Genomic DNA, 12,946 nt, shown 5'->3' with positions numbered 1-12,946 from the left:
CGAAAGGAAAGCTATGGTTAAAGTTAAAATTTTTAATCCTCAAAAAGGCAGCAAAATTCCGCTACCTGTTAAATTTAAATTACCTGCTGAAATTAAGGGCGATTATTGGGTAACGAAAAATAGTAAGGGAGAAACAATAGTAGCGCAGCGGTTATATCATGATGAAAAAAATAATTTTGTAGCAGTAGTTACGTTTGCAGGCGCTCAAGAAGAATTAACCTTTGACCACGAGATAAGCGTGGATCAAGTCAAGGGAATCAAAGAAATAAAAACTGCTCAGGAAAAAGATGCGTATGTGCATCTGAATACGGGTAAATTTGACTTTGAACTTTGCCGCGGAACCGCTATGGGAGAGGGCTCATCGAAATGGGGCTTGCGACATTTCATGGCAGTTGATGAAAAGAAAGATTTACTTCCTTCTGGTAACAATGCCATCGGTGGCTTTTATGGGCCCTTTTTTACGCCGGATAACGGCTTAATTAATCCCGCCGAGCATATCATAGTTGATATTGAGCCAATCGAAGATGGTCCGGTAATGAAGAAGTATCGTTTATCTGGACGCATACCGGATGGGCTAAAACCTGAACTTCATGGTAAGCGTTTCGCTTTGGACTGGTCTTTTTATTATAATGTTCCTTTCTTTTCGAGAACGTACCAGGTTGATCATTTTCAGACCACTGTTAATAACCGCTCAATCGTTGATAAGATTACCGTTGGTGATGAATTTGAAAGTGGCATTGGTCAACTAGTTTTTGATCGGTTTGCCGCATATGACGGTGTTTGGTACCGTGAAGGTGATCCATATTCCGGCCAATTGGCGAAAAAAGTGCAAGAGCTAGTGCATGACAGTCAAAAAAGATCTACCAGGTTTGAAAATTTCCGTCAGCAACTGACTGATAACATGGAAAATGCTCATTGGGATTTATATTGGCGGTTGTTTTCTGTATGGGAGAATGCTTTGACACCAGATGAAATTGAAACTAACCTGCAAGATGTGCGGCAAAAGGCCTTTGTGTTGGCAGAACTAAATAATCGGCCCTGGTTGTATAGCTCTGATCCGGTTAACGTCAGTTCCGTTCCTGATCAAACGATTTTTGCTGGTCCGGCTACTAAGAGTGCCGAAATTAATACCAAAACTGGCCAAGCAATGATCTGGCAAACAGATCAGGCTGCAAGCGCATTTCAAATCGTTCAACGACCGCAATCTGGTTGGCAAAATTGGGGCACAAATGCTGAAAATGAATGTCCTTCATTGCCAGTAGGCAGTTTAATTCATACGGCTTATGGTCCTTATCAAGATAATTGGCGTGAAATAGCTGATAGTTTGGCGGCAATCGTTAAGATTAAGACCGAAATTCACCTCTAGATTTTAATTTAAGAATCAAAAAAGCGCTGTTCAACTGAGAATAGCGCTTTTAATATCTTAAAAATTATTTACCGCGATGGACTGACCCAGGTGCCAGACCCGTGACCCATAATCGTTTTAACCGCGGGGATGAAGGTGGTAATAATCGTTATGGTGTTGATAACCCATAGACATAATAAATAGATTGGTGCAAATAGCAGGTACTCAATCTTATTTCCGCGTTTATCAATTACCAATGCCGTTACTAATTGCATAATTCCGGCAAGCATTTCAAAGCTAATTAAGATCAAGGCCGAGAAACATAAATAAGCTAAAGAGGACCAATTTTGCGTAAGTAAAGCGCTAACTGCTAAAACTGCAAAGATGGCGGTAGAAATCCAGAAGAAGAATGCCCAGCAAATACTTAGGGTTTGGTCAAAAAGCATCAGCACTTCACCTAAATTTTTAAGTGGGTGGCGCAAAACTCGTAAGAGATTGGTCAACCAAACTTCAGTCCCACCTTTGGCCCAGCGCTTACGCTGATGGTATAAATCACGCAAATTTTCTGGCACTAAGGTGTAGGAGATTATATCAGGTGCAAAAACTGCGAGCCAGTTGTTGAGCTGATGATCCCACGCAATGCTAATGTCTTCGGTTGCCCGATCTTGCCGAAAAAGCCCGACATCCATCAAAGCACTCTTTCGGTACATCGTGTTAGCACCACTATAAGCAAAAATGCTGCCAAACACGCCCATTTCCGCGCGTTTAATGATACCGACGATACTGGAAAATTCAACCGTGATTGATTTGGTAATCAGCTTCGTCCGATTGCGCACTTCTACGTTAGAAGTTACTGCCGCAATATTTTGCCCCTCGGGACTATTAAAATAATTGACATAACGTTTCAGCGCATCCGGTTCAGGAATCGTATCTGCATCGTTACTGAGAACCAAATCTCCTCGGGCAAATGCTAATCCAACATTAAATGCATGAGCCTTACCATGATTTTGTTCTAGCCGAATGACGCGCAGCTTAGCGTATTGCTTTTGCAATTTGGCGAGAATGGTCGGCGTCTGGTCAGTTGAGCCGTCATCAATCACCAATAATTCGTAGTTGGTGTAGTTAAGCTGGGTTAGGAGGTAATGAATGGTTTCTGCCAGCGAAACTTCTTCGTTATGGGCGGGAATCATGATTGTAATCATCGGTTCTTTTTCCGGTGGAATCATGGCAAATTTCTTTCTTTTATTTTGAAAAACATATTTATAGCATAAACCACCGATAAACCAGGCTAAGCCCCCTAAAATTGGGTAGGAAACTAAAATCAAAAACAAAAATTGCGGAACAATTTTGAAATTAAGCCATGTTAAGTACACTGATGATCGTCTCCTTTGTCAAATAATAGCTGGGCAAAGTAGGGCTCAAGATTTTGTTGCTTTTTTACGGTATAAAAACTGTCTTGCTGCCGTTTTTGTAAATTACCAAATTTATCTGTCCAAGCATTTTCAATTAACTCTTTTCGAACATCACATCTGTGAGTATTAATCGCGACTCGGCGGGTCCAAGTTGACGAAAACCGGTAGTTGTTCCACTCAGTCAGACTAAAGTATAAAAGAGCGATAATGACAAAGTATTCGTCAAAAAAGCGCGCGAGAAATTTTAGTGGAATGATAATCCGATGGTAATAGTTAAATGGCAGTGCATGTCTTGCCTGCGGGAGCCATAAGGGCAACATCAAAAAGAAAAATGGCAAAATAACGCCAAGCCAGCCAACTAACGCAATAGCAGTTTGCTTTGCTTTAAGCTGCCAATTAGATGAATTAAAATAGTCATCTTCAACCAATTCAATTTTGTTTTTGTGATTCAATGCTTTCTCCTCCGTCGAAACAATTATTAGGCCTGAAAAGCGCGTTTTCTACTTTATTAGCTTGCCCAATATAATTCAAATTAGGAACCTTAGCTTAAGATATTCTCAATAAAGGTTGTTATTTGGTAAAGGACTTTAGTTTACCTTAATCAGGTGAGTAGCCAAATGACCCTTATGGCAGAAAGCCAGTCGAACTTCTTGTTAGCATTAATTGATTTTGCCCCTGTGCTTTTAAGCAGGGGCTTTTTGGTGTGCCTAAAAGCCAATAATTGTTTAACAAGTAGGAATCAGCTGATATATATGCAGTTTTTTAAATTGCTCAACTATTAAAAACAATCCGGGCTAAAAGCTGCACTAGCAAGCATTTTGCGACTTAAAGGCATTATGGTAAATATTATTTTTCCATTTTAAATGGAAATAAGCAGTAATTACAAAGTAAGCGTTTCAGTTTAGTATTAATCATTGTAAAGGGTTACAAAGAACGGAAGTGAAAAATAGTAATGAAATTTACCGCCAATGACGTGTTTTTGGATGTCGATGAACAAAGCGTTGCTTCTTTTTTAGAGTTTGCCGCCAAAGCAGCTAAAGATGCTGGCTTTACTGATGATGTCAGTGAATTAAAACGCAGTTTTTTAGAACGGGAAAAGGAATTCTCAACGGGATTAGAAGATGGCTTTGCCATTCCTCATGCCAAAACAGCGGCTGTGTTAAAACCTGGGTTCTTATATTTTAGGTTGACGCAGCCAATTGACTGGCAGACCTATGATGATCAACCGGTCAGCGATATTTTTACCTTAATGGTCCCACCTGAAAATGCGGGTGATGAGCATTTAAAGATGCTGGCCAACCTGTCGACAGCATTGCTTGAAGATGACTTTAAGGTCAAATTACGGGAGTTAACTTCCAAGAAAGCAATAGCAGATTTTATTAACCAAAAGATTGGAGAATAGCAAGATGAATGTAGTAGGAGTTTCTGCTTGTCCTGCAGGACTAGCACATACACCAATGGCTGCTAAGGCATTGGAAAAAGCCGGTACTGAACTCGGCTGGAATGTAAGAATTGAACAACAAGGAATGATGGGCCCAGTTAACCCAATCACGCAAGATGAGGCTAATGCAGCAGACTTTGTCTTAATTGCTTCTGATCAAAAGATTACTAGCATGGAGCGTTTTGAGGGGAAGCCAGTTATTCGAGTTGACATTAATACTTGTATTAAAGCGCCAAAGGCCGTTTTGAAAAAGTGTGCGGCTGCAGTTCAAAAGGAGAACTAAAATGAAACGGATTTTGAAGGAATGGGAAGGAGCCATCATGAGTGGGATCTCCTACATGATCCCTACGGTCATTGGTGGTGCTCTCGTTGTTGGTGTCCCGCAGTTAATTGGGATGTGTTTTGGCTATGGTGACTTATCGAAGTTTGCGAAAACACAAGGCTTTTTCCATTTTTTGTATCAAATCAACCAAGTGGGTTGGATTGGAATTGGCTTAGTTAACCTAGTTATCGGAGGTTATATTGCCTATGCCTTAGGTGATAAGCCTGCCCTAGGTGCGGGTTTTATCGGCGGACAGCTCGCAACCAATAACCAATTAGGTTTTATTGGTGCGATTGCAGCCGGCTTAATTGCAGGTTATGTAGCACGTTGGTGCCGCAAGATTAAGGTTCCTGACAAATGGAATTCAGCAATCGAATTGATTGTAATGCCACTTTTAACAGTGGGGTCGGTCGCGCTCTTTGTTGGCGTGGTCTTAACGCCGCCACTAGCGTGGATTAATAACGGACTGACCTCATGGGTTAAGTTTATGGTAGAGCAAAAGACTAATGCCATTTTGTTAGCTGCAATTATGGGTGGCATGATTGGCGTCGACCTTGGTGGCCCAGTTAATAAGGCTGCTTGGGGCGTGGGTAATTTCTTCTTCATTGAGGGAATTTACCAACCTTGTCTTTACACTAATATTGCAATTTGTGCTATTCCAATGGGTTACGCAATCATGAGTTTTATTTGGCCAAAGAAGCGTTTTTCACCAGAATTACTTGAAATGGGCCACAACAACCTCATCATGGGAACTTTCGGCATTACCGAAGGAGCGATTCCTTTCATGATGAAGGCACCACAATTGATTATTGTTAATGTTATTGGGGGCGCACTTGGCTCTGCTACCGGTGCATTCTTAGGAGTAAAATCACATATTCCTCCTCTAGGCGGTTTGCCAGGCATTTTAACAGCTGATAACATTATTGCCTACTTAGCCGGAATTTTGGTTTGTGCATTGTTTATCGCAATTGTTGCACCATTAATTGCTGACTTTACCGATCAAGACTCAACTGGTGAGGAATCAATGAGTGATGACGATATTGAATTAAATATCCAATAATATGAAACCAAAAACTATAGTTTGGAACGAATTAAGCAATTTCTAGCTATAGTTTTTTCTTTAGGAGAGAAAATGACTAAAAAAGTTTACGTAGTCCCGCATACCCACTGGGATCGGGAGTGGTTTTTTACCGCGTCTAAAGCAAAAGTCTACCTATTAAAAGACGTCAAGGATGTCCTAGATTATTTGGAACAAGGTGGGGTGTTTAAGTCCTTTTTGCTAGACGGGCAATCGTCACTAATTACCGATTACCTTAAATGGCGCCCGCAAGATACCGAACGCGTTAAGCACTTAGTGCAAGAAGGAAAATTAGCGTTAGGTCCGTGGTATACGCAAACCGACCAGTTTTTACCTTCGGGTGAAAGCATTATTAATAACTTACGCATTGGGATTAAGCAAAGTGATCGTCTCGGCGGTCATATGCCGGTTGCTTATGTACCCGATTCTTTCGGGCAGGAATCCAGCATGCCGCAGATCTACCGCGGCTTTGGCATTAAGGATGCGGTTTTGTACCGTGGCTTTTGCCGGGACACTGCTGCTAAATCTGAATTTATCTGGCGCGGTGAAGATGGCACGGAAGTTACTGTTTTTCGGATGGCCTGTGGCTACTTTGTCGGTGGCGTGATTGATGAAACGAAACTAGCACAATTAATGACGGAAGAACCATTTAAAACGATCGTTGATGAGGCAACAACAGCCAATATTTTATTCCCGAATGGTTCAGATATGGCACCACTACGCTTTGATCTGCCCGTGTTACTCCAAAAGTTAACTGCGGCGAATCAGGGCAAATATACCTTCGAAGTTGCTTCTTTAACCGATTATGTTAACGCCGTCAAAAAGGAGCAGCCCCACTTTTTGCGCCTAACGGGTGAGCAGGACAGCGGAAAAGATATGCGAGTGCATAAGTCGATTTCCTCTTCTCGGGCAGACTTGAAGAAGTTAAATACGGAATTGCAAAATTACTTGAGCAATGTGATGGAGCCAGTTTTGGCTTTAGGAGATTATTACGGTTTGCCATATCCCTCCGAAGCAGTCGATGACATCTGGGAAAAGATGTGTCAAAATGCGGCACATGATTCAATGGGCAACTGCGTTTCTGACCGGGTTAATGAGGATATTAAAGCCCGCTATCTAACCGTGCAAGAGATTGCCACTAGCCTAGTCGATGTTACTTTGCGTCAACTTGCTACCCGCATAAAAAAGCAGGAGCAGCCGATAACCCTAACCGTTTTTAATTTGCTGCCACATCCGCGTAAGGGTGTAGTTAGTCAAACAATTTATTCGCCTAGCCGTAATTTCGTACTTCAAGACGAAACGGGTAAAAAGGTCCCGTATGAGATTACAGCAGTAACGGAGGTAACGGAATTAATTAAGGGAGCAACAATTCAGCTTGATCCTGGCAAGAAGATTTACCAACCGGATAAGGTTTACCGCTTAGAAGTTAACTTAGAGTTTGAGCAAATTCCGGCCATGGGCTATCAGCAATTTTACCTTATTCCGCTAGCTGACAAGGAAATCGAATTGGCTAACCGGCAGCAAGATTCGACAATTGAGAATGAATTTTACCGAATTACGGTAAACGATGACGGTAGTTTAGCGATTTTGGATAAGCGCAACCAGCACTTGTACCAGCATCAGGCCGTGATTGAGGAAAATGGGGACGACGGTGATTCCTATAATTATTCTCCTGCTAAGAAGGACTTGGTGATTTATTCCACCAGTCAGCCGCACCATGCACAAGTTATTCACGGGAAATTAGTCAGTAAATTAATACTTGATTTTGACTTCATGGTACCCGGTGATTTGACTAAGCGGGCTCAAGGAATTACAGATACACCGATGCCGGTTCAGCTGGAAGTTACGTTGAAGAAAAACGAGTCGGCAATTAATTGCGTACTCAACATCGATAACACCAAGCCTAAGAGCCACCGGGTATGCATTGATTTTGCCGGTGACATTGCCGCCAAGACCAGCATTGCAGATATCCAGTTTGGCGCAATTAAGCGCCCACTTGTTAAAGAAAAAGAACTGCAAGATTGGGAACAAAATCAGGCTAATTGGGAAGAAAAACCAATTGCAATTAACACGATGCAGAGCTTTGTTGCTTTATCAGATGAGCAGCGTTTGCTAGCCTTGGCACCGCAAGGGGTACGGGAATATGAATGTTGCGGAAAAAAGCACAATACAATCAGGTTAACAATTTTTCGTACCTACGGGATGCTGGGCAAGCGCGATTTATTGTACCGTCCTGGACGTGCCTCAGGAGACGAGACTGTTCCAACACCGCAGGCTCAGCTTAACCAGCAGCTCAGTTTTGCCTTTAGTTTAATTACGGGGCAAACCAGTTACGAAAACAGTAATTTAGCAAATAAGGTAAAAGAACTCGAAACGCCACTACAAGTGTACGAATATGCCGAGTTCTTGAACGGCCGGCTGACATTTCCGTTTAATCCTGCAACCAGAGTCTACGAACCGGCTTTTAGTTGGCTGACAACAACTAACCAGTTGAGCATCAGTACAATTCAAAAAGATCATGAGCGCCCGGGATACATCATCAGGATGTATAACCCCAAGGAGCACCCAATCCAGGAGCACATCACTTTTACTAAATTGCCGCAAAAAATCGAAATCGTAGATTTACGTGGTGAAAAAATCAGGTCATTGACGCCGGTTAAAAAACAGGTTGTTTTACCCGAATTGACGCATGCCAAGTTAATAACAGTTTATTTTGAATATTAGGAGAAATTATGGTTAAAGCATATTTTGTAAATCACACTCATTGGGACAGAGAATGGTATTTCACAACGCAGGATGCCCAAGTACTGAGTGATCAGCTCTTTACCGAGGTTCTTGATGAACTCGAGCAGCATCCAGAAGCCAATTTCACGCTCGATGGCCAAATGTCAATTGTAGATGAATATGTAGAAATTCACCCTGAAGCCAAGAGCCGGATTCATGACCTAGTTGAGCGTAAGCAGTTGTTCATTGGCCCCTGGTACACACAGACAGATGCGCTGGTGCCCAATGCCGAATCACTCTTACGCAACTTGATTATCGGTATCTTGGATGCTCGCAAAAATTACGGTGAGCCAATGATGCTGGGATATTTACCCGATACATTTGGCTTTAATGCTAATTTGCCAATGATTTTGCGCCAAGTTGGAATTCATGATTTCTTATCGTGGCGCGGGACTAACTTTAAGCGCCAGACTAATTCTGTTTACTTTAAGTGGAAAGCTCTTGGCGGTAAGGCCGTCTTTGCGGCCAACTTCCCTTTGGGCTATTACACTGGTCAAATTGATTTAGAATCAAAACAAAATTTAGCGGACTTTGTCAAAAACAGGCTGGATCAGGGGATTGAATTTGAAGCGTTAAACGGCAATAACCAAGAGGTTCTGATTCCTTCAGGCATTGACCAGATGAATATTATTCATGACCTCGCGCACACACTCAAGCAGGTGAATAAATATTCTAAGCATGACGTAGTTATTGGGACTTATCCAGAATTTATGGCCAAATTACGTGGACAAAAATTACCAGAATATCAGGGTGAATTACGCTACCCAACTTATTCACGCGTTCACCGCACAATTGGCTCGGTTCGTTCACGCAATAAGCGGAGCAACTTTAAGCTTGAACAGCTTATTACCAAGAGAGTTGAACCATTAATGTTAATTGCTAAGTATGCTGGTATCCCTATTTCAAACGGCATTGTGATCAAACTGTGGAAATTGCTGTTTGAATTACAACCGCATGATACATTGGGTGGCAGCGTGACAGACAATGTTGCGCTTGATATCAATCAGCGCATTAAGCAGGCAACTGAAATTGCGGAAGGAGTGGAAAATTACGTTAAAAAGCGCTTGGCTCAGCGACTAAAATTAAATGACCATGATGTTCTTATTTTTAACCTGGACCCAAGTGAATTTGATGGCCGTAAGACCGTGACCATCATTAGCCCAACTTCCCAGATTGAATTTCCAGCAGAAAATGAAGCGGTGATTGTTGCTAAAGAAGAAATTAAAGCGCGGCCACATATTATGCAGTTAACACCCAACGGTTATGAGTTTAAGGATGAACCAGGTTACTTTAAACTTAAAGTTAGCCTGCACGTTAAGATGGCTGGGTTGGGCTATCAGGTGCTGCACTTTAATGACAGCAAGCATGCTGCTCCGGAGCTGCAAGAAGAAAGTGGCAGCTCAATTGGCAATAAGCACGTTGAATTAGTCTTTGAAGAAGGCAAGTTCTATTTGATTACCAAGAATAAAACCTTCAGTGATGTCATCAGCATTTATGACCAGGCCAATGATGGCGATACCTACGATTTTTCACCATTAAGGGGTGATAGCGAGGTGCGCTTACCGTGGAATGGCATTATCCATAAACAGGCAGCACCAGGAATCGAAAGCTTGACTCTAAAGGGTAAGTGGCAATTACCGTACGATCTGGCGGATCGGGTGTCTACCGCCGAGAGCAAATTAAAGGATGTTAATTACCAGTTGCTGCTGTCAATTACCGATGAGGCAAAGGTAATTACGGCTAAACTAATTATCGATAACCAAGTACTGGCACATCGTTTACGGTTGCGGCTGAAGACTGATATTGAAACTGACTATGCGCACGCACAAATTCAGGGCGGTTTTCGCGAAACTAAAAATGAACCAATTGCAGCCAACTGGAATGATGAGTTTGTCGAAAAGCCCGTTAATATTTACTTGTTTGACCGCATGGTTGGTCTAAGAAATCAAAATCAAGGGTTGTATTTCCTAGGGACAGGGCAAAAGGAATACGAAAAAGTAGGGGATGCACTCTACATTACGTTAATGGCGACAACTGGCCAGTTGGGTAAACCCGACTTATTGTGGCGTCCTGGACGTGCTTCGGGTGATACCACTTCGGTAGGCCACATTATGATGCCAACGCCAATGGCACAAGAACAGGGCCTTAACGAATTTACTTTTGGACTATATGCCACCAGTTCCCAGCCGGTGACCGAAGAAAGTTTATCAAAGCAATTAACTAAGTGGTATTCACCGTCTGTTAGTTACCAGTTGCAAAAATACAATTTATTCGTCAATCGCCTGGATAACAAACTATGGGATATTGAGTTTGCACCAGATTTGCCAAAACTTGCACGCACGCAATCCTGGCTTAACCTTAAGCCAGATCTGGAAGTGGCTGCTTTGTACCCGGCTTATACCGTTAAAGATAACCTGGTTTTACGCTTATCAAATCTTACCGGTGAAACACAGGATGTCTCTTACCTAAAAGATGAAGGTTTCATTGTTGTTAATGGCTTGGAAGAAACAATCGCGCAAGACTACCAAGTTGCGCCATACGACCTGATTACCTTAATTAAGCCAATCTAGCAAGAATCACCTGCAGGCAACCAATTTTACAAAATCAAAATGAGAAGAAGTGAAAGTATGAAACTATCTTATAAACGATTGGGAACAATCCTTGAATTCTTATTAAACAATTCAGCCAACCGCTACGTTTCTGCCTCCTTTTTAGCTCAAAAATGCAACGTTAGTACTAGAACAATCAGATCCGATATTAAGGAATTAAATAAGGAACTTTCTAGCGACCACGTTAAAATCCAAAATAAACGAGGTGAGGGCTTTTATCTTAATGAGATCAGTGATGCAACAAGGCAAAAGCTGAGTGAGATTGCTAAAAGCGATTTGCCAGCTTCGAGTTCTGGCGAGCGCATCATCGAGGTGGAACAATATTTACTGGTTAATGACCGAGTTCGCCTTAGTCAATTGACAGATAAGCTATTCATCAGTGACAACACCTTTTTTACTTATCTGGTGACCATTAAGAAAGAATTTAGCCAATTCAATTTACGGGTTGTTAAGAAAGGCGATTATTATTTGGTGGCTGGTACTGAGTCAGCCAAGCGCAAATTCATTATTGCTAAGTTAATTAATAAAAAGTCCAACAGCTACATCGTTGACTTCACCGAGCAGGAAAAAATCATCTTTGCCAATATTGACTTAGACCAGCTCAAGCAGCTAATTCACGGCTTTTTACGCCATTATAGTTATCATATTTCAGATATTAATACGAAAAATATTATCTTACATGCGGCTTTAACTATTTCCCGAATCAAACTGGGTTTTCACTTGGAGAATAGTAATACGGTCAAGATTAAACCTGCAGTTCTAGCAACTTTAACAAAATTGTGCCAGAAGCTGGAAAAGGTATTTAACGTTAAGTTTAATTGCCATGAGGTTAATGATTTAGTGTATCATTTTGCCTTGAATTATCCGGAATGTGTTCGTAGCAGCAATAAGATTAATACTAAGGAAAAAATTATCAGGGCCGTGACGATTTTTTTGCAAAATATCAAGAAAGAATTTGCGATTGATCTTCTGGATGATAATGAGTTGCGAATTAACTTAGTCCAGCATCTGGAAAACTTGGTGAAGATTAAGACAGTTAACGGTAACCGAAAGAACCCACTGTTAAATGTTATTCTGTCGACTTTTCCTTATGCCTATGAGATTACGGCTTATTCCGCGCCGATTTTAGAACACATGCTTGACTTGAAGCTCAATGATGATGAACTGTCATTTATTACGCTGCATGTGGGTGCGTCAATCGAGCGGCAGGGCAATCGTTCTTACCAAAAGAATGCGGCCTTAATTTGCGGGACGGGGATGTCCACGGCTTCGCTAGTGCGGGCCAAGCTAGAGACGCAGTTTGCTTCATTTTTAAATATCACGGGGACTTATACTTATGATGAATATCTTGAAGGCAAGGCAGCGGGCAACGACTTTCTAATTTCCATGGTGCCGCTAAATGATGCCACGATTCCAGTAATTCAGATTGACTTAGCTAACTTCCATAATGATATTTTGCAATTGTCTGAGTATCTAAAGTCGCTTAATAATCCTTACCGGGCAATTAATAAATTATTTGATGAGGAAAATATCTACCTGATAAAAGACAAGATGTCTAAAACGCAGTTGTTAAATATGCTAATCCATAATCTAGAACAGAAAAAAATTGTCAGTAAGGATTTTATGCCGAAGGTCTATGAACGAGAGCAAATGTACTCAACTGCAATCGGTGGCAAAATTGCGATACCACACTCGTTGGGCTATGCAACTAAGAAGTCAAAGGTTTCCTTTGCTAGACTTGATCAGCCAATCAAATGGGATCAAAAAAACGAGGTAAAGTATGTCTTTTTGCTGGCAATAGCTCGACCGGATTATCTCAGTGTGCAAAAGTTGTTCGATTTTATTGTTGATTTGCAAACCAATTCTACTTTTAGAAAAATTATCGATAAAAGCTCTAAACCAGCTGAAATAAAGAATGCAATCAGCTCGTTAATTAAAAGCAGTTATTAAAGAAA

Annotated in this window: 9 protein-coding genes; 7 read left to right on the top strand and 2 right to left on the bottom strand. The window is 41.5% G+C overall.

The genetic code is table 11. The features are described 5' to 3' along the window. Positions 1-13 precede the first annotated feature (13 nt). On the top strand, positions 14-1,366 hold the full coding sequence (locus tag J3U69_RS06080; protein ID WP_267413421.1) for a hypothetical protein: 1,353 nt from the start codon (positions 14-16) through the stop codon (positions 1,364-1,366). A 68-nt stretch (positions 1,367-1,434) separates the two neighbouring features. Here the strand turns inward: J3U69_RS06080 and J3U69_RS06075 are convergent, their stop codons facing one another. Further along, complete coding sequence (locus J3U69_RS06075; RefSeq protein WP_267413420.1) at positions 1,435-2,718, bottom strand: glycosyltransferase family 2 protein; 1,284 nt, start codon at positions 2,716-2,718, stop codon at positions 1,435-1,437. Next, positions 2,709-3,209 carry a hypothetical protein gene (locus J3U69_RS06070; protein ID WP_267413419.1) on the bottom strand — a complete coding sequence of 167 codons (501 nt, stop codon included), beginning with the start codon at positions 3,207-3,209 and terminating at the stop codon, positions 2,709-2,711. Before J3U69_RS06070 ends, J3U69_RS06075 begins: the two co-directional genes overlap by 10 nt. A gap of 500 nt (positions 3,210-3,709) precedes the next feature. Here J3U69_RS06070 and J3U69_RS06065 point away from each other — a divergent pair, with 500 nt between their 5' ends. From J3U69_RS06065 to J3U69_RS06040, 6 genes are all read left to right on the top strand, one after another. Continuing rightward, a complete protein-coding gene (locus tag J3U69_RS06065; RefSeq protein WP_220220044.1) occupies positions 3,710-4,159 on the top strand; it encodes a PTS sugar transporter subunit IIA in 450 nt (149 codons plus the stop codon). Between the two features lie 4 nt (positions 4,160-4,163). Continuing rightward, positions 4,164-4,481 (top strand): PTS fructose transporter subunit IIB, encoded by a 318-nt coding sequence (locus tag J3U69_RS06060; protein ID WP_220220043.1) that lies wholly within the window; start codon positions 4,164-4,166, stop codon positions 4,479-4,481. Position 4,482: 1 nt separating this feature from the next. Then, positions 4,483-5,580: a PTS fructose transporter subunit IIC gene (locus tag J3U69_RS06055; protein ID WP_220220042.1), complete on the top strand. Its 1,098-nt coding sequence runs from the start codon at positions 4,483-4,485 to the stop codon at positions 5,578-5,580. 72 nt (positions 5,581-5,652) lie between these two features. Further along, positions 5,653-8,322 carry a glycoside hydrolase family 38 C-terminal domain-containing protein gene (locus J3U69_RS06050; protein ID WP_267413418.1) on the top strand — a complete coding sequence of 890 codons (2,670 nt, stop codon included), beginning with the start codon at positions 5,653-5,655 and terminating at the stop codon, positions 8,320-8,322. Positions 8,323-8,330: 8 nt separating this feature from the next. Then, the gene (locus J3U69_RS06045; protein ID WP_267413417.1) at positions 8,331-10,952 is read left to right on the top strand and encodes a glycoside hydrolase family 38 C-terminal domain-containing protein; all 2,622 of its coding nucleotides are present in this window, start codon (positions 8,331-8,333) and stop codon (positions 10,950-10,952) included. Between the two features lie 57 nt (positions 10,953-11,009). Further along, the gene (locus J3U69_RS06040) at positions 11,010-12,941 is read left to right on the top strand and encodes a BglG family transcription antiterminator (RefSeq protein ID WP_267413416.1); all 1,932 of its coding nucleotides are present in this window, start codon (positions 11,010-11,012) and stop codon (positions 12,939-12,941) included. Positions 12,942-12,946 lie beyond the last annotated feature (5 nt).

The organism is Lactobacillus sp. B4026, assembly GCF_026535825.1.
In the GTDB taxonomy this organism is placed as follows: domain Bacteria; phylum Bacillota; class Bacilli; order Lactobacillales; family Lactobacillaceae; genus Lactobacillus; species Lactobacillus panisapium.
The sequence above is the reverse complement of the archived record's forward strand: the minus strand, read 5'-3'. Positions and strand labels throughout refer to the sequence as shown.

What these genes read in the sequence shown, in the direction of transcription:
- J3U69_RS06040 (WP_267413416.1), top strand. Translation starts at nt 11,010, where the DNA reads ATGAAACTATCTTATAAACGATTGGGAACAATCCTTGAATTCTTATTA.
- J3U69_RS06065 (WP_220220044.1), top strand. Translation starts at nt 3,710, where the DNA reads ATGAAATTTACCGCCAATGACGTGTTTTTGGATGTCGATGAACAAAGC.
- J3U69_RS06080 (WP_267413421.1), top strand. Translation starts at nt 14, where the DNA reads ATGGTTAAAGTTAAAATTTTTAATCCTCAAAAAGGCAGCAAAATTCCG.
- J3U69_RS06045 (WP_267413417.1), top strand. Translation starts at nt 8,331, where the DNA reads ATGGTTAAAGCATATTTTGTAAATCACACTCATTGGGACAGAGAATGG.
- J3U69_RS06050 (WP_267413418.1), top strand. Translation starts at nt 5,653, where the DNA reads ATGACTAAAAAAGTTTACGTAGTCCCGCATACCCACTGGGATCGGGAG.
- J3U69_RS06055 (WP_220220042.1), top strand. Translation starts at nt 4,483, where the DNA reads ATGAAACGGATTTTGAAGGAATGGGAAGGAGCCATCATGAGTGGGATC.
- J3U69_RS06060 (WP_220220043.1), top strand. Translation starts at nt 4,164, where the DNA reads ATGAATGTAGTAGGAGTTTCTGCTTGTCCTGCAGGACTAGCACATACA.